Annotated in this window: 18 protein-coding genes and 1 pseudogene; 10 read left to right on the plus strand and 9 right to left on the minus strand. The window is 61.5% G+C overall.

What is annotated here, in order from left to right:
- Nucleotides 1-3: 3 nt before the first annotated feature.
- The 8 genes from phaZ to DK870_RS01490 all read right to left on the minus strand — a co-directional run bounded on the left by phaZ (nt 4) and on the right by DK870_RS01490 (nt 10321).
- Nucleotides 4-849 carry a poly(3-hydroxyalkanoate) depolymerase gene (gene phaZ / locus DK870_RS01455; RefSeq protein WP_060754547.1) on the minus strand — a complete coding sequence of 282 codons (846 nt, stop codon included), beginning with the start codon at nt 847-849 and terminating at the stop codon, nt 4-6.
- A gap of 82 nt (nt 850-931) precedes the next feature.
- Nucleotides 932-2611: a class II poly(R)-hydroxyalkanoic acid synthase gene (gene phaC / locus DK870_RS01460; RefSeq protein WP_060754546.1), complete on the minus strand. Its 1680-nt coding sequence runs from the start codon at nt 2609-2611 to the stop codon at nt 932-934.
- Between the two features lie 248 nt (nt 2612-2859).
- Entirely contained in the window at nt 2860-3237 is a 378-nt protein-coding gene (locus DK870_RS01465; RefSeq protein WP_145159973.1) for a gamma-butyrobetaine hydroxylase-like domain-containing protein, read from the minus strand.
- Nucleotides 3238-3385: 148 nt separating this feature from the next.
- On the minus strand, nt 3386-4723 hold the full coding sequence (hslU, locus tag DK870_RS01470; RefSeq protein WP_090367283.1) for an ATP-dependent protease ATPase subunit HslU: 1338 nt from the start codon (nt 4721-4723) through the stop codon (nt 3386-3388).
- Nucleotides 4724-4760: 37 nt separating this feature from the next.
- Nucleotides 4761-5291, minus strand: coding sequence for an ATP-dependent protease subunit HslV (hslV, locus tag DK870_RS01475; protein WP_003171209.1), 531 nt, complete (start codon nt 5289-5291; stop codon nt 4761-4763).
- A 241-nt stretch (nt 5292-5532) separates the two neighbouring features.
- Nucleotides 5533-6234, minus strand: a complete 702-nt coding sequence (locus DK870_RS01480) for an SPOR domain-containing protein (RefSeq protein ID WP_016972721.1) — start codon at nt 6232-6234, stop codon at nt 5533-5535.
- 1 nt (nt 6235) lies between these two features.
- Nucleotides 6236-7972, minus strand: coding sequence for an arginine--tRNA ligase (gene argS / locus DK870_RS01485; protein WP_161547717.1), 1737 nt, complete (start codon nt 7970-7972; stop codon nt 6236-6238).
- A gap of 129 nt (nt 7973-8101) precedes the next feature.
- Complete coding sequence (locus tag DK870_RS01490; RefSeq protein WP_161547718.1) at nt 8102-10321, minus strand: primosomal protein N'; 2220 nt, start codon at nt 10319-10321, stop codon at nt 8102-8104.
- Nucleotides 10322-10537: 216 nt separating this feature from the next.
- On the opposite strand from DK870_RS01490, the gene rpmE reads away from it, so the two are divergent.
- The 3 genes from rpmE (at nt 10538) to DK870_RS01505 (ending at nt 13036) form a co-directional block, all read left to right on the plus strand.
- Nucleotides 10538-10756, plus strand: coding sequence for a 50S ribosomal protein L31 (rpmE, locus tag DK870_RS01495; protein WP_010213765.1), 219 nt, complete (start codon nt 10538-10540; stop codon nt 10754-10756).
- Nucleotides 10757-10791: 35 nt separating this feature from the next.
- Nucleotides 10792-11586 (plus strand): thermonuclease family protein, encoded by a 795-nt coding sequence (locus DK870_RS01500; protein WP_161547719.1) that lies wholly within the window; start codon nt 10792-10794, stop codon nt 11584-11586.
- A 181-nt stretch (nt 11587-11767) separates the two neighbouring features.
- Complete coding sequence (locus DK870_RS01505) at nt 11768-13036, plus strand: malic enzyme-like NAD(P)-binding protein (RefSeq protein ID WP_161547720.1); 1269 nt, start codon at nt 11768-11770, stop codon at nt 13034-13036.
- A gap of 141 nt (nt 13037-13177) precedes the next feature.
- Here the strand turns inward: DK870_RS01505 and DK870_RS01510 are convergent, their stop codons facing one another.
- Nucleotides 13178-15640, minus strand: a complete 2463-nt coding sequence (locus DK870_RS01510) for a penicillin-binding protein 1A (RefSeq protein WP_372241627.1) — start codon at nt 15638-15640, stop codon at nt 13178-13180.
- A 232-nt stretch (nt 15641-15872) separates the two neighbouring features.
- Between DK870_RS01510 and pilM the strand changes: the two genes are divergently transcribed.
- The 7 genes and pseudogenes from pilM to DK870_RS01545 all read left to right on the plus strand — a co-directional run bounded on the left by pilM (nt 15873) and on the right by DK870_RS01545 (nt 22762).
- The gene (gene pilM, locus DK870_RS01515; protein WP_104996200.1) at nt 15873-16529 is read left to right on the plus strand and encodes a type IV pilus assembly protein PilM; all 657 of its coding nucleotides are present in this window, start codon (nt 15873-15875) and stop codon (nt 16527-16529) included.
- Nucleotides 16526-17077, plus strand: a complete 552-nt coding sequence (locus DK870_RS01520) for a PilN domain-containing protein (RefSeq protein WP_060755206.1) — start codon at nt 16526-16528, stop codon at nt 17075-17077. Before pilM ends, DK870_RS01520 begins: the two co-directional genes overlap by 4 nt.
- Entirely contained in the window at nt 17074-18036 is a 963-nt protein-coding gene (locus DK870_RS01525; protein WP_161547722.1) for a pilus assembly protein PilP, read from the plus strand. Before DK870_RS01520 ends, DK870_RS01525 begins: the two co-directional genes overlap by 4 nt.
- A 138-nt stretch (nt 18037-18174) precedes the next feature.
- Nucleotides 18175-19431 (plus strand): annotated as a pseudogene (locus DK870_RS01530) (type IV pilus secretin PilQ); the annotation flags it as partial.
- Nucleotides 19432-19435: 4 nt separating this feature from the next.
- Nucleotides 19436-19954 (plus strand): shikimate kinase AroK, encoded by a 519-nt coding sequence (gene aroK / locus DK870_RS01535; protein WP_003187914.1) that lies wholly within the window; start codon nt 19436-19438, stop codon nt 19952-19954.
- Between the two features lie 125 nt (nt 19955-20079).
- Entirely contained in the window at nt 20080-21180 is a 1101-nt protein-coding gene (aroB, locus tag DK870_RS01540) for a 3-dehydroquinate synthase (RefSeq protein WP_060755203.1), read from the plus strand.
- Nucleotides 21181-21190: 10 nt separating this feature from the next.
- Nucleotides 21191-22762: an SPOR domain-containing protein gene (locus DK870_RS01545; RefSeq protein ID WP_090367268.1), complete on the plus strand. Its 1572-nt coding sequence runs from the start codon at nt 21191-21193 to the stop codon at nt 22760-22762.
- Nucleotides 22763-22813 lie beyond the last annotated feature (51 nt).

Raw genomic sequence — 22813 nt, forward strand, 5'->3', positions numbered from 1 at the left:
TCCTTACACCGCGGGGCGCGGGTGAATCACAGCCCGCAGGCGCTCCTCCTCGAGAAACTTCATGATGATTGGCGCCACGGCTTCGGCCCGAGTGATCAGGAACAGATGGCCGTCATCGATGATGTGCAACTGTGCGTTGGGGATGCGCCAGGCCAGCAGGCGCATATTGACCAGCGGGATCAGCGGGTCGTCGTCCCCCGCCAGTACCAGGGTCGGTTGGCGGATCTTGTGCAGCCAATGGATGCTGGTCCAACCCAGGCCGGCGAACAGCTGCCAGTAGTAACCCAGTTTGCCGGCCGAGCGCACTTTGCTGGCATGTTCGGCGGCGAGTTTGGCGTCGCGACGGAATGAACCGCCATAAATCATTGGCGCGATGCGTACTACGTGGGATGGCTGGATGTAACGGCGCGGGCTGGCCATCAGCCACAACACTTTTGGCTTACCCGGCACCATGACCGCACCCGCCGCCGTGGCCGCCAGGATCAGTTTCTTGCAGCGCTCCGGGTAGTCGTAGGCAAATTGCTGCGCCAGCGCCCCGCCCCAGGACACACCCACCACATTGACCTGGCCATAGTCGAGGTAATCGAGCATTCGTGCGGTGAGCTTGGCCAGGCCGGGAAAGCGATAGGGCACGCTGGGCGTTGAAGACCCTCCCACTCCAGGCACGTCGAAGGCGATCACTTCCAGGTCCGGGTCCAGCGCCTGGGCGAACGGAAACACCAGCTCGAGGTTGGCGCCGATGCCATTGAAGATCAGCAGCGGCGTCAAGTGAGGCTTGCCCGGGCGTACCGCCGTGCGGATGGTCTGGCCGTCCAGGTCGATGGTACGGAAGATGAACGGTTGCGGCATGCTCAAGCCCTGTGAAGTGGTGTCTCTGGAGTGCAGCCAATGTGGGGGGCAAGCGCCCTCCCACATTTGATCTCATTTCAATCTAGCGTTCATGTACGTAGGTGCCCGGCGCCGCTTCCGCCGCGGCGTAGGTTTTATTTCCGAGCGCTGTAGGGGCCTTCTTCAGTTTGCCTGCCCGGTCTGCCAGCCAACCCTGCCAATGCAGCCACCAGGAGTCGGTGTGCTTGGTCGCATTCTCCTGCCAGTCCAGAGCCTTGCCGGTCAGGCTGTCGCTGGTCTGGTAGCGCGCCTTGGGGTTGCCCGGCGGGTTGAGGATGCTCTGGATATGCCCGCTGCTGGACAGCACAAATTCGACCTTGCCACCAAACAGCTGCGCCGACTTGTAGCACGACTGCCACGGTGTGATGTGGTCGTTGGTGCCGGCCAGTGCGTAGATATCCGCGGTGACCTGCTTGAGGTCAATCGGCGTGCCGCACACTTCCAGTGCGTTGGCGCGCACCAGTGGGTTGTTCTTGAACAGTTCGATCAAGTCGCCGTGGAACGCGGCGGGCAAGCGCGTGGTGTCGTTGTTCCAGAACAGGATGTCGAACACGGGAGGCTCGTTGCCCAGCAGGTAGTTGTTGACCCAGTAATTCCAGATCAGGTCGTTGGGGCGCATCCAGGCGAACACTTTGGCCATGTCGCGGCCTTCCAGCACGCCGGCCTGGTAGGAGTGGCGCTTGGCCGCTTCCAGGGTCTGTTCGTCGACGAACAGCGCCACCTGGGTGTCCAGGGCGGTGTCCAGCACGCTCACCAACAGGGTCAGGGCGTTGACCTTCTTCTCCCCCAGTGCCGCGTAATGGCCGAGCAGGGCGGTGCAGGTGATGCCGCCGGAGCAGGCGCCCAGCATGTTGACGTCCTTGCTGCCGGTGATCGCCGTAACCACATCCACCGCTTCCTTGAGCGCCTCGATGTAGGTGGACAGACCCCATTCGCGCTGGGCCTTGGTCGGGTTGCGCCAACTGACGATGAACGTCTGCTGGCCATTGCGCAGGCAAAAGCGCGCCAGGCTCTTATCCGGGCTCAGGTCGAAGACATAGAATTTGTTGATCTGCGGCGGCACCACCAACAGAGGGCGCTCGTGCACTTGCTCGGTGATCGGCTTGTACTGGATCAGCTCCAGCACATCGTTGCGAAACACCACCGCGCCTTCGCTGGTACCCAGGGTCTTGCCCACTTCGAAAGCGCCCATGTTGACCTGGCTCGGCATGCCGCCGTTGTGCACCAGATCTTTGGCGAGATGGGAAAGCCCGTCGAGCAGGCTTTTGCCGCCGGTTTCAAAGAAGCGTTTGACCGCCGCCGGGTTGGCCGCGCTGTTGGTGGGGGCCATGGCTTCGGTCATCAGGTTGATCACGAAGTGGCCGCGGCTGATGTCCTGTTCGGACAGGTTGCTGTCGCCGATCCAGTCGTGCAGTTCCTTGCGCCACGCCAGGTAGGTTTGCAGGTAGCGTTTATAGAGTGGGTTCTGGCTCCAGGCCGGGTCGTTGAAGCGACGGTCGTCGCTCTCGGGCGCCAGTTGGGATTTGCCGAACATCACGTTTTTCAATTCAACGCCGAAATGGGCGACGTGTTTGACGCTGTGCAACGGTTGCTTGATGGCTTGGGTCAACACCATCTTCGCCGAGGCCAATAAATCCTTTTTGCGTAACGCGATGATCGGGTTCAGCCCCAAGGTGTTTTCCGAGGCCTGGCGTTTCAAGTCATCGTTGTTCTTGTTACTCATCTACGACGCTCCATTGTCCGAAAGACGAGTACCGGGTACCGCTGTGCACCAGGTTTCGATACACAACACAAGCCAGGTACGCGACTCGGGTGACCGTTGATACCGCATCGTCAAATGCAGGGAACTTGCCAGTTCCATTGGTTACCCGAGTTTAATTTTTTTCGCAAGCGGGCCAATCGTTGGCCACGAGACAGGGCATTCAAGCAGATGGAATTAGAAAATGCTCTCTAAAGAGCCGCAGGCCTGAGCTAGAGCATCAGCCGCACGACCGACTCACTCGGGTCGCGGGTTTTCCCGGCGGCTTTGAGTTCCGCCAGATAATCGGCCCACAGTGCTTCCTGGCGTACAGCCAGTTGGTAGAGGTAGTCCCAAGTGAACAGTCCGCTGTCATGGCCGTCATCGAAGGTCAATTTCAGTGCGTACTGCCCGGCCGGCTCTACCTTGATCAGGCGCACGTTGATTTTGCCGAATTGCAGGATGGGTTTGCCGTGGCCCTGGACCTCTGCGGAAGGCGAGTGGGTACGCAGCAGTTCGGCGGGCAACTGATAGACCTCATCGGGCCCGTAGGTGAGGCCGAGGGTGTTGGAGGTCTTGTGCAGATTTACAGCAGTCGGGAATTTGGACATGGAAGATGATCCTGAATGAACCGGCCTCAAAATGTGGGAGGGGGCTTGCTCCCGATAGCGGTGCCTCAGTCAGCTTATCTGATACTGATACACCGCTATCGGGAGCAAGCCCCCTCCCACAGTAAAGCAAAGCAGTCCTGAGCTGGGTCTACAGGATGTAGCGCGACAAGTCTTCGTTCTGCGCCAGTTCGCCCAAGTGGCTGTTGACGTAGTCGGCGTCGATCTTGATCAGCTCGCCGTTCTGCGCACCGGCCAGGTCACCCGCACTGAAGGACACTTCTTCCAGCAAACGCTCCAGCAGCGTATGCAGGCGGCGCGCACCGATGTTCTCGGTCTTCTCGTTGACCTGCCAGGCGATTTCGGCCAGGCGCTTGATGCCGTCCGGCTGGAACTCGATCCCCAGGCCCTCGGTTTTCAGCAGCTCACGGTACTGCTCGGTGAGCGAGGCATGCGGCTCGCTGAGAATGCGTTCGAAGTCGCCCGGCGTCAGTGCCTTGAGTTCCACGCGAATCGGCAGGCGGCCTTGCAGTTCCGGCACCAGGTCGCTGGGCTTGCTCAGGTGGAAAGCACCGGAGGCGATAAACAGGATGTGGTCGGTCTTGACCATGCCCAGCTTGGTGTTCACGGTGCAGCCTTCGATCAGCGGCAGCAGGTCGCGCTGTACACCTTCGCGGGATACATCGACACCGCCGGCGTTACCGCGCTTGGCCACCTTGTCGATCTCATCGATAAACACGATACCGTGCTGCTCGACGGCTTCCAGGGCCTTGGCCTTGAGTTCTTCCTCGTTCACCAGGCGACCGGCTTCTTCGTCGCGCACCAGTTTCAGTGCTTCCTTCACCTTGAGCTTGCGGCTTTTCTTCTTGCCCTTGCCCATATTGGCGAACAGGTTCTGCAACTGGCTGGTCATTTCTTCCATGCCAGGCGGGGCCGAGATGTCGACGCCGGAGATTTCGGCGACTTCGATCTCGATTTCCTTGTCGTCCAGTTGGCCTTCACGCAGGCGCTTGCGAAACAGCTGGCGCGTGTTGGAGTCCGAGGCCGGTGCGGCGTCTTCGTTGAAACCCATGCGTGCCGGCGGCAGCAGCGCGTCGAGGATGCGCTCTTCGGCGGCGTCTTCGGCACGATGGCTGACCTTGCTCATCTCCTGCTCGCGCAGCAGCTTCAAGGCCGCGTCGGCCAGGTCACGAATGATCGACTCGACGTCGCGGCCTACATAGCCCACTTCGGTGAACTTGGTGGCTTCGACCTTGATGAAGGGGGCGTTGGCCAATTTGGCCAGGCGACGGGCGATCTCGGTTTTACCGACGCCGGTCGGGCCGATCATCAGGATGTTCTTCGGCGTTACTTCAACGCGCAGTTCTTCGGGCAGTTGCATCCGGCGCCAGCGGTTACGCAGCGCAATGGCAACGGCGCGCTTGGCATCGTCCTGGCCGATGATATGGCGGTTAAGTTCATGGACGATTTCGCGGGGAGTCATGGACATAGTGTTTGGCGGCCTCAAGCGCAAGTAAGCCTGCGGCTTACTCGGCGAGGTCCTGCTCCTCAATGGTCTGGTTGTGGTTGGTGAACACGCAGATATCGCCGGCGATACCCAGGGCGGTTTCGACGATTTCCCGGGCCGACAGGTCGGTTTTCTTCAGCAGTGCGCTGGCTGCCGCCTGGGCGTAGCCGCCACCGGAACCCATGGCGATCAGGCCATGTTCAGGCTCAACCACGTCGCCGTTACCGGTGATGATCAGGGACGCGTCTTTGTTGGCAACGGCCAGCATGGCTTCCAGGCGGCTGAGGGAGCGGTCGGTGCGCCATTCTTTGGCGAGTTCGACGGCGGCGCGAACGAGATGGCCCTGGTGTTTTTCCAGTTGGCCTTCGAAGCGCTCGAAGAGGGTGAAGGCATCGGCGGTAGCGCCGGCAAAGCCTGCGAGAACCTGGCCGTGGTACAGGCGGCGCACTTTCTTCGCGTTGCCTTTCATCACGGTATTACCCAGGGAAACCTGGCCGTCGCCGCCCATGACGACTTTGCCGTGGCGACGTACTGAAACGATGGTGGTCAAGGGGAGAGTCTCCACGCAGCGGGGCGAAAATGCCCTGATGGAAACTCATATGGGGGTGACGAGGAGGATTTCAACCGTAGGGGGGTGTGGCGGACGAGTGGTGTTTATTGGTCTGACGCACACTCGAGCACACCGCAAAAGCAAATGTGGGAGGGGGCTTGCTCCCGATGGCAATGGATCAGCCAGCTCATCTGGTACTGATACACCGCTATCGGGAGCAAGCCCCCTCCCACATTCTTGATCAGCGGCTCTGGCGTTGTTGTAACAACAGGTTACTAAACCCGGCGCCAGCCAGTTGCTTCTGTGCCACGGTCAGTTGCTCACGGTTGCTGAACGGGCCTACCAGCACGCGATACCAGGTCGCATCCTTCACCGTGCCGGACTCTACCGTCACCGCCTGGCCCAACAGAATGATCTGTGCACGCACGCGATCGGCATCCGCCTGTTTCGGGAACGAGCCCGCCTGCAGGAAGAACTTGGTCACCGGCGCTGCCTTGGTGGTGGCTACCGGTGGCGGCGGTGGCGGGGTGATGCCGGCCAGCGCGGCCTGGGCGCGTGCGGTGTCGATCTTCGCCGCTTCCGCAGGCGTTACCGGGGTGGTCGGCACTTGTGGCGTCGGCAGGGTTTTCTCCGGCACGGCGTCGGGCGGCACGATCACTTCCGATTCCGGCAGCAGCGTGTAGAAGTCGTACTTTGGCTTCACCGGTGCGGTCGGGCTCGGCGCCGTCTTGTTGGCTTCGGCTATTTTCGTGGCCTTCTGCTGCTCTTGCTTGACGCGTTTTACGTCATCGCCTTTGCCCGGCTCCAGCTTCATCAGGATCACGACAAACGCACCGACCGCCAGGCCGATGGCCATCCACAGCCAACCCGGAATAGGTTTCTTCGCCGGAGCCTGGTAGCGGCTGGCGCCGCGCTTGGGGGCGGGTTTTTTCTTGGCAGCCAACTTACATACGCTCCAGAGTTTCCAGGCCCAAGAGTTCCAGGCCTTGCTTGAGGGTCCGTCCAGCCAGTGCGGCGAGGCGAAGGCGACTTTGCTTTTGAGCTTCGTCGTCGGCGCTCAGGATCGGGCAATTCTCGTAGAAGCTGGAGAACAAGCCGGCCACTTCGTACAGGTAAGTGCAGAGGATGTGAGGCGTGCCTTTTTCGCCAACGCTGTTTAGCACTTCACCGAATTGCGCGAGCTTGGCTGCCAGCTCTTGTTCGTGCGGCGCGGCGAGCACGATCTGGCCTTCGACTTCGCTGAAGTCCTTGCCCAGCTTGCGGAATACGCCGGCTACGCGAGTGTAGGCATACAACAGGTAGGGGGCGGTGTTGCCTTCGAAGTTGAGCATCAGGTCGAAGTTGAAGCTGTAGTCGCTGGTGCGGTGCTTGGACAGGTCGGCGTACTTCACCGCCCCGATGCCCACCACGCGGGCGATGTTGCGCAGGTCGGCCTCGGCCAGTTCCGGGTTCTTTTCTTTCACCAGGTTGTAGGCACGCTCCTGGGCTTCGGTCAGCAGGTCGATCAGCTTCACGGTGCCGCCGTCGCGGGTCTTGAATGGGCGGCCATCGGCGCCGTTCATGGTGCCGAAACCCATGTGTTCCATTTCCATCGGGTGCGTCACGAACCCGGCCTTGCGCGCCACCGCGAAGACCTGCTGGAAGTGCAGGGCCTGGCGCTGGTCGACGAAGTACAGCGCACGGTCAGCCTTGAGCTTGCCGCTGCGGTAGCGTACGGCAGCCAGGTCGGTGGTGGCGTAGAGGTAGCCACCATCGGCCTTGACGATGATCACCGGCAGCGGCTCGCCTTCGGCGTTTTTGAATTCGTCGAGGAACACGCATTGGGCGCCGTTGCTTTCGACCAGCATGCCTGCGGCCTTCAAGTCGTTGACCACGTTGATCAGGTCATCGTTGTAGGCGCTTTCGCCCATCACGTCGGCCATCGTCAACTTGACGTTGAGCAGTTCGTAGATCTTCTGGCAGTGGGACAGCGAGATGTCCTTGAACCGGGTCCACAGTGCCAGGCACTCGGCGTCGCCGGCTTGCAGCTTGACTACCAGGCCGCGGGCGCGGTCGGCGAACTCTTCGGATTCGTCGAAGCGCTTCTTGGCGGCGCGGTAAAAGTTTTCCAGGTCCGACAGTTCGTCGCTGGTGATCGGGTTTTCCTGCAGGTAGGCCATCAGCATGCCGAACTGGGTGCCCCAGTCGCCGACGTGGTTCTGGCGAATCACTTCATCACCGAGAAACTCCAGGACCCGGGCCACGCCGTCGCCGATGATGGTCGAGCGCAAGTGGCCGACGTGCATCTCTTTGGCCAGGTTGGGGGCCGACAGATCGACCACGGTGCGCTGCGCCGGGCCGGCCTTGCGTGCGCCCACGTGGGCATCGGCCAGTGCCGCGTCGAGACGATTGGCCAGTGCCTGAGTGTTCTGGAAGAAGTTGATGAAGCCAGGGCCTGCGATTTCGGCCTTGGTGACACTCTCGTCGGCAGGCAGCGCGGCGATGATCTTTTCTGCCAGGTCGCGTGGTTTCATGCCCGCGGGCTTGGACAGCATCATCGCGATGTTGCTGGCGAAGTCGCCGTGGGTCTTGTCGCGGGTGTTCTCCACCTGGATCGCCGGCGTCAAGCCTTCAGGCAACACACCTTCGTCGACGAGTTGGGTGAGGGCTTGTTGGATCAGCTGGCGAATGGTGTCTTTCATGGTGTTCTCTTTCGACCGCAAGCGGCGGCGCGCGAAGCGCAGGTGGAAAAACTGGGCATTATCCGTGGCGAGGGCGGGCTTGCCAACCTTCGAAGGTCCTTCACGGACGATTAACCTGTGGCAGGGGCTTCAATACAAATCTACCGGGTCCACATCCAACGACCATCGCACCTGCCGGCCACTGGGCATTTGCTCCAGGGCAAGCAACCAGCTACTTAATAGCCGATGCAGGGGCGCGCGGGACGTCGCCTGCAAGAGTAGCTGGGCGCGATAGCGCCCGGCGCGGCGCTCCATGGGGGCAGGCACCGGGCCGAGCAATTCGATGCCGGTCAGACCCAGTTCGCCCAATAAACGTTCGGCGAGGCTGCACGCCTCATCGAGAAAACCTTCGGCCTGGCCCGGTTTGTGTGCTTCAGCCCGCAACAAGGCCAGGTGGGCGAACGGCGGCAGACCGGCGGCGCGTCGTTCGCTGAGCGCCTGTTCGGCGAAGGCAAAGTAACCTTCTTCCGTCAGCTGGATCAGCAGCGGATGGTCGGCCAAGTGGGTCTGGATAATCACCTTGCCTGGCTCTTCGGCGCGCCCGGCCCGGCCTGCGACTTGTACGATCAACTGCGCCATGCGCTCACTGGCGCGGAAGTCGCCGGAGAACAGTCCGCCATCGGCATCCAGGATCGACACCAGCGTCACCCGTGGAAAGTGATGCCCCTTGGCGAGCATCTGAGTGCCGATCAGGATGCACGGCTGGCCCTTCTGGATGGTGGCGAACAGCTGGTTCATGGCGTCTTTACGCGAGGTGCTGTCGCGGTCGACCCGCAGCACCGGGTAATCCGGGAACAGAATCCCCAGGCGTTCCTCGGCGCGCTCGGTGCCGGCGCCCACCGGGCGCAGGTCCACCTTGCCGCACTGGGGGCAGTGGCGCGGCACCCGTTCCACGTGGCCACAGTGGTGGCAGCGCAGCTCGCCGTAGCGCTGGTGCACGGTCATGCGCGCATCGCAGCGCTCGCACTCGGACATCCAGCCGCAATCGTGGCACAGCAGCGTCGGCGCAAAGCCCCGACGGTTGAGAAATACCAGAACCTGTTGGCCGGCGGCGAGTGTCTGTCCGATGGCTTGTTGCATCGGCCCGGAAATGCCGCTGTCCAGTGGCCGGCTTTTTACGTCCAGGCGCAGGAAGCGCGGTTGTTTGGCGCCACCGGCGCGCTCGTTGAGGCGCAGCAGGCCGTAACGGCCGGTGTAAGCGTTGTGCAGGCTCTCCAGTGAGGGCGTGGCGGAACCCAGCACGATAGGAATGTCTTCCTGGCGCGCTCGCACCAGCGCGAGGTCGCGGGCGTGATAGCGCAAGCCTTCCTGCTGTTTATAGGAGCCGTCATGCTCCTCGTCGATGATGATCAACCCGGGGTTCTTCATCGGCGTGAACAGCGCCGAGCGGGTGCCGATAATGATGTCGGCCTCGCCGTCGCGCGCAGCCAGCCAGGACTCCAGGCGCTCACGGTCATTGACTGCCGAGTGCACCAGGGCGATACGGGCGTTGAAGCGCTGTTCGAAACGCGCCAGGGTTTGCGGGCCGAGGTTGATCTCGGGGATCAACACCAGGGCCTGTTTGCCGGCTTGCAGGGTTTCGCGGATCAACTGCAAATAGACTTCGGTCTTGCCGCTGCCGGTGACGCCGGCCAGCAGGAATGCGTGGAAGCTGTCGAAGCCTACACGAATGGCTTCATAAGCCGCCCGTTGTTCAGTGTTCAGCGGCAGTTCGGGCTGGGCCAGCCAGTGTTCATGGCGTGGGTCGGGGGCGTGCTTGCGGATTTCCACCTGCACCAGGCCCTTGGCCAGCAGCAGGTCGAGGCTGTCTTTGCTGAGCATCAGCTTGCTCAGTAACGGATGCGCCACGCCGTGCGGATGCTGGGCCAGCGTGGCCAGGGCTTCACGCTGACGCGGCGCGCGGGCGATGCGCGGGTCGTCGAGGCGTGCGCCGGGGACTATCGACCAGAAGCGTTCCTGGCGAGCCTCCGCCAGTTCGCCTTGGCGCAGCAACACCGGCAGCGCCCAGCTCAAGGTATCGCCGAGGCTGTGTTGGTAGTACTGGGCGGTCCACAGGCACAGCTTGAACAGCGCGGGCGGCAGTGGGGCAGTGGCGTCGAGGATGGCCAGGGCCGGCTTGAGCTTTTCGGCGGGGACTTCGCTGTGGTCGGCGATTTCCACCAGGATCCCGATCATTTCCCGCCGCCCGAACGGTACGCGCACGCGCATGCCTGGCTGCAACTGCGCACGTGATACGCCGGCCGGGGCCCGGTAGTCGAACAGGCGGCGCAGGGGCGAGGGCAGGGCTAGGCGCAAAATGGCGTCGGGCACGCGGGGAGTCTCATATAAAGGCAGGCGGTGGCGCAGGTGCGGGAGCCTAGCAGACAGGCGAGGGCTTGGGGTAGCCGATGGTTTTCTGATGAAAGGGCGGCTTGCGCCACCGGCACCGCTTGCGCGATTAAAAAGGTCTGGTACAATCCGCGGCCTAATTACGTGCGGTATTCGACAATAGTGTCGAGTGGCGGCACGCTAGCCCGAGGAAGTGCCATGAAAGCCGATATCCATCCAGCGTACGAAACCATCGAAGTTACCTGCAGCTGCGGCAACAAGTTCGAAACCCGTTCGAACCTGTGCAAGCCACTGGGTACTGACGTATGCAACGAGTGCCACCCGTTCTACACCGGTAAGCAGAAGACTCTGGACACCGGCGGCCGTGTACAGCGCTTCGCAGATCGCTTTGGTGCTTTCGGTGCCAAAAAGGCCTAAGGCCGATCAACTTGGGAGGCCGTTACGGTTTTTCCATGCTGATGAAAAAGGCGTCCCTTGTGGGCGCCTTTTTTGTGCCCGGGATTTGGCTGTCGGCCGCCCAAGCCGAGGCCTACTGCCCGGCGCCGACGTCGCTGGCCCAAGTCGAAGTGCAGCACGTGGTGGATGGCGATACGGTGCGCCTCAAGGATGGTCGCCGTGTACGCATGATCGGCCTCAATACGCCGGAGACCGGCAAGCGAGGCCGCACCGACGAACCTCTTGCCGTCGCCGCGCGCCAGCGCTTGCAGGCATTGGTGACGGCCAGTGGCGGGCGAGTCGGTCTGGTGGCGGGGCGCGAGAGCAAAGACCGTTATGGACGGACCCTGGCTCACCTCTATGGTGCCGACGGTGAGAACCTGGAGGCGCAGTTGCTAGCCGAGGGGCTTGGGTTTCAAGTCGGTGTGGCGCCCAACACCGATCTGGACGCTTGCCAGCAAGCCGCCGAAGACGCCGCCCGCCGGGCGCGGCTGGGCCTATGGCGGCAATCACCCGTGCAATCGGTAACGCAACTCACGCGATCCGGCTTTGCCCTGGTCAGCGGCCGGGTGAGCAAGATTGAGCGCAATCGCGGCGGAATCTGGATTGAATTACAGGGCGCACTGGTATTACGCATTGCACCTGATCAAGCCCATCAGTTCGATAGCGCCCTGCTCAATGGTCTGCAAGGCCGGACCATCGAGGCGCGGGGTTGGGTGCAGGATCGCTCCAGGCGCGGCGCTGTGAAAAGCAGTCAGGCGCGCTGGCTTCTGACGTTGACTGACCCCAGCATGTTCAAATTGGCATCTTGAGAAAAAATTGTAGACATTTTTAATGTCGATTGTGAACAGTTAAGCCCTTGTATCCCGTGGCTCTTGGCCGAAAGTCGTAGCGTACGGCCCTTGACACCTGTGACTGCCCAGTCTTGTAGGGGCTTTACGACACGAGTATCCTCGGCGGTCCGTCGACCAACAGTAAAAGCGGAATGCCGATATGTCTGATTTGAAAACTGCCGCTCTCAAATATCATGCCCATCCTCGTCCAGGAAAGCTGAGTGTAGAGCTCACCAAAGCCACTGCCACCGCCCGCGACCTGTCGCTGGCCTACAGCCCAGGTGTTGCCGAGCCCGTACGTGAAATCGCCCGCGATCCCGAACTGGCGTACAAGTACACCGGCAAAGGCAACCTGGTTGCAGTGATTTCCGATGGCACCGCGATTCTTGGCCTGGGTAACCTCGGCCCATTGGCGTCCAAGCCAGTCATGGAAGGTAAGGGCGTGTTGTTCAAGCGCTTCGCCGGCATCGACGTTTTCGACATCGAAGTCGATTCCGAAAGCCCACAGGCTTTCATCGACACCGTTAAGCGCATTTCCATCACGTTCGGTGGCATCAACCTGGAAGACATCAAGGCACCTGAGTGCTTTGAGATCGAAAAGGCCCTGATCGAGCAATGTGACATCCCGGTATTCCACGATGACCAGCACGGCACCGCGATCGTTACCGCGGCCGGCATGATCAACGCCCTGGAAATCGCCGGCAAGACCCTGGCTGATGCCAAGATCGTTTGCCTGGGCGCCGGCGCTGCGGCCATCTCCTGCATGAAGTTGCTGGTGAGCATGGGCGCCAAGCTGGAAAACATCTTCATGGTCGACAGCAAGGGTGTCGTTCAGTCCGAGCGTACCGACCTGAACCAGTACAAGGCGATGTTTGCCCACGCTACCGACAAACGTACTCTGGCTGACGCCCTGAACGGTGCAGACGTGTTCGTTGGCCTGTCCGGCCCGAACCTGCTGAGCGCCGAAGGCCTGAAGTCCATGGCGGCCAACCCGATCGTGTTCGCCTGCTCCAACCCGGACCCGGAAATCTCCCCGGAACTGGCGCACGCCACCCGTAACGACGTGATCATGGCTACCGGTCGTTCGGACTACCCGAACCAGGTCAACAACGTACTGGGCTTCCCGTTCATCTTCCGTGGTGCCCTGGACGTTCGCGCCAAGCGCATCAACGAAGAGATGAAAGTGGCTGCTGCCAACGCCCTGCGTGAACTGGCCAAGCTGCCGGTACCTCAGGAAGTGTGTGACGCCTACGGCGGCATCAAGTTGGAATTCGGCCGTGAGTACATCATTCCCAAGCCAATGGATAAGCGCCTGATCACCCTGATCTCCGATGCCGTGGCCAAGGCCGCCATCGAGACTGGCGTGGCAACCCTGCCGTATCCGAAGCACTACCCGCTCAAAAGCGTGGATGATGTGTTCAACGGCTAAGCCGTTGTAGCGCATCAACAAAAAGCCCCGGCTCTCGCGAGTCGGGGCTTTTTTGTGGCTCAAAGGTGGAGGTGTAAGTCGGCGTTTGTAGGAGCGAGCAAGCTCGCTCCTACAAAGTCTTCATGGTCAGCCCCTCATGGGTCAGAACAGATCGATCGGCGCGCCTTCATCCGCCGGCAGTGGGCTGCCTGGGGCGGCGCCATTACCCAGCTCGTTGACCGACGGCGGCGTGTCTTCGCTCTTGAACAGTTCGAAGTACGCATTCGGCGTGCTAGGCGAGGCCGCACGGCCGCTGATCGGATCGATCCGCAGGCTGAGGATGCCTTCCGGTTCGGCTTGAGTGTGCAACGGCTTGTCCTTCAAGGCGGCGCCCATGTAGCTCATCCAGATCGGCAGCGCCACGGTACCGCCGAACTCACGGCGGCCCAGGCTTTCCGGCTGGTCATAGCCCGTCCACACGGTGGTCACGTAATCAGCGTTGTAGCCTGAGAACCAGGCGTCCTTGGATTCGTTGGTGGTACCGGTCTTGCCCGCAAGATCCGCACGGCCCAAGGCCAGCGCACGACGGCCGGTGCCCTTCTTGATCACGTCCTCAAGGATGCTGTTGAGGATGTAAGTGGTGCGGCCATCCACCACGCGCGGCGCAACGGCAGGTGCCTGAGGTTCGGCCGGTGCCGCAGTGCTGGCGACGGGCGCAGCACCTGGGGTTGGCTCGATGGTGATACCGCCATTGCCGGGGGCCGCGATGCCGTCCGGGGCGGCCACGCCATTGACGACATCACCCGGCACGCGTGGCGGGTTGGCAGTGAACAGGGTGTCGCCATTGCGGCTTTCGACCTTGTCGATCAGGTATGGCGTGATCTTGTAGCCACCGTTGGCAAAGGTGCTCCAGCCGGTAGCGATCTCCATTGGCGTAAGCGTGGCGGTGCCCAGGGCCAGGGACAGGTTCGGTGGCAGGTCCGACTTGTTGAAGCCAAAGCGCGTGATGTAGTCGATCGTCTTGCCGACGCCCATTGCCTGCAGCAGGCGGATCGACACCAGGTTACGCGACTTGTACAACGCCTCGCGCACGCGGATCGGGCCGAGGAAGGTATTGGTGTCGTTCTTCGGGCGCCAGACCTTGTCCAGGTACTCGTCGACGAACACGATCGGTGCATCGTTGACCAGGCTGGCGGCGGTGTAGCCGTTGTCCAGCGCGGCGCTGTAGATAAATGGCTTGAAGCTCGAACCCGGCTGGCGCTTGGCCTGAGTGGCGCGGTTGTAGTTGCTCTGCTCGAAGGCAAAGCCGCCGACCAGGGCGCGGATTGCACCGTTCTGCGGGTCCAGGGATACCAGCGCGCCTTGCGCCACCGGCACCTGGCTGAACTTGAGGCTGTCATCCTTCTGGCGTTGCACGCGGATCAAGTCACCCACCTGAGCCACGTCCGACGGTTGCTTGGGCATCGGGCCCATGCTGTTGGTGTTCAGGAACGGGCGCGCCCACTTCATGCTGTCCCACGCCACATGTGCTTCGCCGGTGCGCGTCAGGACTTGCACGCCATCTTTCTTCACCTGGGTGACGATGGCCGGCTCCAGGCCGCTGATCGTGCGTTGCTTGCCCAATTCTGCGGTCCAGGCGCTCAGGGTCTTGCCGGGCAGGCGCGACTCGGGGCCACGGTAGCCGTGACGTTGATCGTAGGTGATCAGGCCCTCATGTACCGACTGGTTGGCGATTTCCTGCAGGTTGCTCGGCACGGTCGTGGTGACGCGGAAACCTTCGGTATACGCGTCGCTGCCATAACGGCCGACCATTTCGGCACGGGCCATTTCGGCGATGTACGGAGCGTTCACTTCCGGCGTCGGCACGTGGTAACTGGCGTTCAGCGGCTCGGCCACGGCACTTTCGTAAGCGGCCTGGTCGATCTTGCCCAGCTTGTACATGCGGCCCAGGATCCAGTCGCGACGCTCTTTGCTGCGCGCCGGGTTGGCCAGAGGGTTGAAGCGCGACGGGGCCTTCGGCAGGCCGGCAATCATGGCCATCTGCGCCAGGCTGGCGTCACGAATCGACTTGCCGTAGTAGACCTGGGAAGCCGCCTCGATCCCGTAGGCACGGTTGCCCAGGTAGATCTTGTTGACGTACAGCTCGAGGATCTCGTCCTTGGTCAACTGACGTTCGATTTGCAGGGCCAGCAGGATCTCGGTGGCCTTGCGCGAAAAACTGCGCTCGCTGGTAAGGAAGAAGTTCTTCGCCACCTGCATGGTGATGGTGCTGCCACCGGATTGAATGTGTCCGCTTTTGACCAGCTGTGTGGCCGCACGTACCAGGCTGCTGGGGTCGACACCGTAGTGGTTGGCGAAATTATCGTCTTCCGCCGACAGCAGCGCGCTGATGAAATTGGGTGGAATGTCGGCGAAACGGATAGGGGTGCGGCGCATTTCGCCGAACTCCGCGATCAGTTTTTCATCGCTGCTGTAGACCCGCAAAGGAATCTGCAACTGGATACTTCTGAGCGCCTCTACGGAGGGCAAACCCGGACTAAGGTAGAGGTAGGCACCGCTGAGTACGAGCAGCAGCCCGCAGACGATCGCGACAATGGAGTACCCGAAAAACTTCAGCAGACGAATCAAGGCTTTTGGATTTCCAGAGAAAAGAATGGGTTACGCGTCGGGGCATGCATGGCAAACGATGGATCGACCCGAGCTGCAGATAAAAAGCGGGAAAAAACGCTGGGCATTAAAGCATTTTCGGCTTGGGGCGTCATTCGCGCCACTCAAACAAGTCGACCGAATGCATGAACGCCGGCGGTAACCAGAGGGTATGACTGCCGGTATGACCGGCAAAGTTTTGGGGAGTTTTATGAAAAAGGGATTTTTCAGGCGAAAAGTCGACACCGTCCTCGGCGTCGATATTCATGACAGCGGCATCAAGCTGGTCGAGCTGGGCCGTTCAAGCGCCGGCTATACCGTCGAGGGCTACGCCACGCAGGCACTGCCGGCGCATGCGGTGGTCGACGGCACATTGCTCGACCTTGAGGGCATAGGGCAGGCGCTGCGCCACGCTCTGGTGCGGTTGCGGACATCGGTGCGCCAGGCTGCGGTCGCCGTGGTTGGACCTTCGGTGATCACGCGGGTGATCGAAATGGACGCGGGGCTCAGTGATGAGGAGATGGTCTGGATGATCCAGATGGAGGCCGACCAATACATTCCTTACCCATTGGACGACGTGGCTATCGACTTTCAGGTGCGTGGCCCTTCGGCGCAAGACCCGCACAGGGTCGAGGTGTTGTTGGCGGCCTGTCTCAAGGAACAGGTCAAGGCGCGCGAAGAGGTCCTGGCCCTTGCCGGGCTTGTGCCGCGGGTGGTGGATATCGAGGGATTTGCATTGGAGCGTGCGAGCCGTCAGGATTTCGCCAGCTTCATGCCGGGTCATCGAGTCGATGGTGCACAATGGGCCGTGGATGCCCAGGCGCTGGGAGTGGCTTGCGGATTGGCCCTGAGGAGTTTCGCTGAATGACACGAATCAATCTTTTGCCTTGGCGCCAGGCGCTGGCACAGCGGCGGCGCAAGTATTTGCTGGTGCTGCTGCTGGCGTTCGCCTGTGTGGCATTCGCTGCGGTGTGGTTGGCCGATCAGGTGATCGACCGGGCGATAGACCGGCAAGTGACGCGCAATCAACATTTGGGCAGGGAAATCGCCGCTCAGGACGCGCGTATCAAGACCATCGACGAGTTGCAGGAGCGAAGCCAGCAATTGGCGGAGCGCATGAAGGTTGTGCAGGATCTGCATGACGCTCGATCTACCAGCGCCCAGCTGTTTGACCAGTTGGCCCGTGCAGTGCCGGATGGCGTCCGGCTGCATGAAGTGCTGGCGAACGGCGATACCATCAGCGTCAGCGGCAGCGCAGAAACCAGTGAAGACATCGCCCAGTTGATGCGTCGCCTGGAAGCCTCCCAGGGTACTCATGCCACGCGGCTCCAGCGGGTACGTGCGGATGCCGGGAGTGGCGACAATGAGTTCCAATTGATGGTGCGTCAGGGGGAAACCACCGAGGCGCAACCATGAGCCTGCCCAGGCTCGACTTTTACGCACTCACTCACAACGTTGCAACATGGCCCTGGCCTGGCAAAGCCCTGCTCGCCTGCGCATTGGCTGGCCTGCTGCTGGTGGTGGGAGACGCCTGGCTCCTGAGCCCCTCGCGGGAGCGATTGCGCGTACTTGAAACGCGGGAAACGGCGCTGCAACAACAGCTGGCGCAACGGGCGGACCTGGCTGCGGGCCTGGAGGTAAGCGCCCAACAATTCAGCGCGATGGAGCACAAGGCAGCGGCGGTACTGGGGGCGATTCCCGGCCAGCCCGAGGTGCCTGGCTTGCTTGAAGACATCACTCGCCTGGCGGCGAGCAATGGCTTGGTGGTGGAGGGCATCACGGTCCTGGATGAGCAGCCGCGCGCGTTTCTGATTGAGCAACCCGTGCAGATCGGCGCCAGTGGGGCTTACCACGACCTGGCGATGTTCGTGGCGGCCTTGGGTGGGCTGTCGAGGATCGTGACTGTGCATGATGTAGCGCTTCGCCCGGATGGCGCCTTGCTGCATCTCGAGCTGCTGGCCAGAGCCTATCGCGGCGAATCGCGCGGCGAACGGTCGCTCGATTCTGAGGCGAGTCTTGCTTATGACTCATCAGCCCGGCGCGATCCGTTCCAGCCTCCCGCCTCGCAGAACGATTGGATCTCCGGTCAGCCGGCGCTCGCGCCTGATCCCGCTCGTAGCAGGGGGAAGCTGGAAGGGTTGGCCACCGATCAGTTCGAAATGGTCGGCACGCTGTCCCGTGGTGGACAGGTCTTTGCCTTGCTACGGGCCGCGTCAGAGGTCTATCGACTGGCGGTGGGCGACTACCTGGGGCAGAACCATGGCCGGGTCAGGGCTATTCATGAGGGGCATATCGAACTTGTCGAGCTATTCCCCGATGGGCAGGGTGCATGGCTGGAGCGTCCACGAACCTTGAAGCTGAACGTCAACTCATAACGGAATCAATCAATGAAAAGGACTTTCTTGTCCTTCGGTGTGGCGCTATGGATAGCGTTCACGACACCGATGGCTGCTGCTGTGCCCAATCGCCTGGACTTGATCCAGTTGCCCCCTCCCGGGGAGATCGCTTCGGATGCGTATTCCGGCGAGAAACTGAACCTCAATTTCCAGAACATCGAACTGCGCGCAGTGCTGCAACAAATTGCCGACATTGCCGGCCTCAATCTTGTGGCCAGCGACGAAGTGCAAGGCTCGATCACCTTGCGGCTCAAGGACGTGCCCTGGGATCAGGCGCTCGACCTGGTATTGCACAGCAAAGGCTTGGATAAACGGCTGAAGGCCGGCGTATTGCTGGTCGCTCCTGCCGATGAGTTGGCTGCTCGCGAGCTGCTGACGCTGGAGTCGCGCAGGCAGATGGCTGAACTGGCACCGTTGCGTCGAGAGTTGTTGCAGGTCAACTACGCCAAGGCGGCAGACCTGGCCAAGCTGTTCCAATCCGTCAACGGGCTCGAAGGCACTACCGATGAGCGTGGTTCGGTTGCGGTGGATGACCGCACCAACAACATCATTGCCTACCAGACCGGGGAGCGGCTGGAGGAGTTGCGGCGCATTGTGGCGCAACTCGATGTTCCGGTGCGGCAGGTCATGATCGAGGCGCGGATCGTCGAGGCCAATGTCGATTATGACAAAAGCCTGGGCGCGCGTTGGGGCGGTGGGCTCAGCCGGGGGAACTGGGGCGCCGGCGGTATTCGCAAACCGCTGTCTGAAGGTACCGAGCCGCCGCAAGAGCCACCCACGTCGCCCTTTGTCGACCTGGGCTCGCTGACGGGGACGTCAGGCTTGGGTATCGCTTATATCACCGACAACCTGTTGCTGGATCTTGAGCTGACGGCCATGGAGAAAACCGGCAACGGTGAAATCGTCTCTCAGCCCAAAGTGGTGACCGCCGACAAGGAAACTGCGCGCATCCTCAAAGGCACTGAGATTCCCTATCAGGAGTCCAGCTCCAGCGGCGCCACCTCGGTGTCGTTCAAGGAGGCTTCGTTGTCCCTGGAAGTGACCCCGCAAATCACTCCGGACGACCGGGTCATCATGGAGGTCAAGGTCACCAAGGATGAGCCGGACTATCTGAACAAACTCAACGATGTGCCGCCGATCAAGAAAAACGAGGTCAATGCCAAGGTATTGGTCAAGGATGGCGAGACCATCGTGATTGGCGGGGTTTTCTCCAATACCCAAAGCAAAGTGGTAGATAAAGTGCCATTTTTGGGCGATGTGCCGTATCTTGGCCGCCTTTTCCGGCGCGATGTGTTGGCGGAGAAAAAATCCGAGCTGCTGGTATTCCTGACTCCGCGTATCATGAATAACCAGGCGATTGCTGTGAGTCGTTGATTCTGTGCGAAATTTGATTCTTGTAGGACCGATGGGGGCTGGAAAAAGCACCATCGGCCGTTTGCTGGCCAAAGAGCTGCGCCTGCCATTCAAAGATTCCGACAAGGAAATTGAATTGCGCACGGGTGCCAATATCCCATGGATCTTCGATAAGGAAGGCGAGCTGGGCTTTCGCGACCGCGAGCAGGCGATGATCGCCGAACTGTGCGGCTGCGACGGCGTAGTATTGGCCACCGGTGGTGGCGCAGTGATGCGCGATGAAAACCGCCGTGCGCTGCATGCCGGTGGCCGGGTGGTCTACCTGCATGCCTCGGTGGAGCAGCAAGTAGGCCGCACCGCTCGCGACCGCAATCGCCCGTTACTGCGCACAGCTGACCCGGCAAAGACCCTGCGGGATTTGCTGGCGTTGCGCGATCCGCTGTATCGGGAAATCGCCGATCTGGTGGTGGAAACCGATGAACGGCCGCCCCGGATGGTGGTGCTCGACATTCTTGAGCGCTTGCAGCGGCTGCCACCCCGTTAAAGCCAGGCCCGAAATGCGCTATTCTCGGCGGCGCGTCATTTCCTTCCAGGGTGTGGCGTAGAGCCATCAGTCGACGTCGGATCTTGACATCAGCGGACGTCAATACATCTTCAACGCGGGGACACATGCAGACACTTAAGGTCGATCTAGGCGAGCGCAGCTACCCGATCCATATTGGCGAAGGTCTGTTGGACCAGCCGGAGTTGCTCGCACCGCATATTGCCGGGCGACAAGTGGCGATCATCTCCAATGAAACGGTCGCGCCGTTGTATCTTGAGCGTCTGAGCCGCAGCCTGGCGGCGTACTCGGTGATCTCCGTGATTTTGCCTGACGGCGAAGCCCACAAGAACTGGGAAACCCTGCAGTTGATCTTCGATGGCCTGCTCACTGCGCGCCATGACCGGCGCACCACTGTTATCGCCCTGGGCGGCGGCGTCATCGGCGACATGGCCGGCTTTGCAGCCGCCTGCTACCAGCGTGGCGTGGATTTTATCCAGGTGCCGACCACCTTGCTGTCCCAGGTCGATTCGTCGGTGGGTGGCAAGACCGGCATCAATCATCCGCTGGGCAAGAACATGGTCGGCGCGTTCTACCAGCCGAATGCCGTGCTGATCGACACGGCGACGCTGAACACCTTGCCGCCGCGAGAGCTATCGGCCGGCCTGGCGGAGGTCATCAAATACGGGCTGATCTGCGATGAACCGTTCCTCACCTGGCTGGAAGAACACGTCGATGCCTTGCGCAATCTTGACCAGGTGGCATTGACCGAAGCGATATCCCGCTCCTGCGCCGCCAAGGCGCTGGTGGTCAATGCCGATGAGCGCGAGTCCGGTGTACGTGCCACGTTGAACCTGGGCCACACCTTCGGCCATGCGATCGAGACACACATGGGCTATGGTGTGTGGTTGCATGGGGAAGCCGTAGCGGCTGGCACAGTGATGGCGTTGGAAATGTCGCAACGCCTGGGCTGGATCAGTGCCCAGGAGCGTGATCGTGGCATCCGCCTGTTCCAGCGTGCGGGTTTGCCGGTCATCCCGCCTGAGGAGATGACCGAGGCGGACTTCCTCGAACATATGGCGATAGACAAGAAAGTGATCGACGGTCGACTGCGACTGGTATTGCTGCGCCACATGGGCGAAGCGGTGGTGACCGACGATTATCCGAAAGAGATTTTACAGGCCACGCTGGGAGCGGATTACCGCGCCCTGGCCCAGCTGAAAGGTTAATAAGATCCCGATGACTAGTTTGCATGCCGACGAGGCGTTCCTCGGCCATTACCATCTAAGCCATGACCCTTTTGCTCCGCGGGTGCCTGGTTTCAAATTCTTCCCGGCGCAGCGCAAGCCGGTGCTTGGTCAGTTGCATCACCTGGCGCGCTACAGCCAGCTGTTGCTGGTAGTGACGGGCCCGTTGGGCAGCGGCAAGACCTTGCTGCGCCAGGCGCTGGTAGCCAGCACCAACAAGCAGACGGTGCAGAGCGTGGTGGTGTCGGCCCGTGGAGCCGGTGATGCGGCGGGCGTGCTGCGCCAGGTGGCCCAGGCGCTGGACGTGCCTACCGCCGAGCCGAACGCGATCCTCAAGCAGGTGGTGCAACTGGGCCTGACCGGTCAGGAAGTCTACCTGTTGGTGGATGACGCCGAGCAGCTCGACGAGTCCGCCCTGGAAGCGCTGCTGGCGCTGGCCGCGGGGACACCCGAAGGTCGTCCCCATGTGTTCCTGTTTGGTGAGTCGTCGTTGATCGCCGATCTGGAGCAGATCAGTGGCGATCAGGAACTGTTCCACGTCATCGAATTGCAGCCCTACGAGGAAGAGGAAACCCGCGAATACCTGGCTCAACGTCTCGAAGGCGCCGGGGCCGGTATCGAACTTTTCTCCGCTCAACAGATCTCTGATATTCACGAAAGCTCCGACGGCTGGCCAGGCACCATCAACCAGGTCGCCCGGGATGCCATGATCGAAGCCATGATTGCCAGCCGCTCTGCGGTTAAGCGTCCAAAGATGGGGTTCACTATGCCTAAGAAGCACGTATTGGCTATTTCCGCCGTTGTGGTGGTCGCCGTAGCCGCCGCCTGGTTGATTCCAGGCCGTAGCAAGGCCCCCGCCACTGCCGGCGCGCCAACTGAGCAGGCGCAACTGCCACTGGGCAAGCCCACGCCAAACGTCGAGTTCGCCAACTCTGGCCAACCGACCAATCTGCCTATGGTCGGCCAGCCAGTGATGCGCGGGCCACTTGCCGAAGAGGCCGGTGGTATCTCCGAAGGCGACGACGGCGTGCCGGTGGAAGGTTCCAGCGCCACACCTCCGACCGTGACCACGACTGCACCGCCGGCGGGCGTGCCAGCGGGCCAACCGGCTGCGGTTGCCAAGCCGACACCGACCCCGGCTCCGACCGTGGCCACGGCCAAACCAGCCCCCGTGGCCAAGCCTGTAGCACCCGCTCCGGCTGCCAAGCCTGCGCCAGTGGCCAAGCCGGTCGAGAAGCCTGCCGCCACCGTTGCCAAGGCAGCCCCGGCCGCAGCCGGCAGCAGTTGGTACACCAGCCAGCCTGCTGGCCACTTCGTGGTACAGATCCTGGGCACCAGTTCCGAAGCCAACGCCCAGGCGTTCGTGAAGGAGCAGGGCGGCGAGTACCGTTATTTCAAGAAAGTGCTCAACGGCAAGCCTCTCTATGTGATCACCTACGGCAGCTTCCCAAGCCGCGCCGCAGCTGATTCTGCTATCAAAGCCTTGCCAGCGAAGGTTCAGGCTGGTAAACCTTGGCCTCGCACTGTTGCCAGCGTCCAACAGGAACTGGCGGCAACTCGCTGAAGATCCGGTGGCCTTACCCAGGCCGCCCTCCCGGCACCTCAAAAAATAACC

Source organism: Pseudomonas sp. Q1 (assembly GCF_009935975.1).
Classification (GTDB): Bacteria; Pseudomonadota; Gammaproteobacteria; order Pseudomonadales; family Pseudomonadaceae; genus Aquipseudomonas; species Aquipseudomonas palleroniana.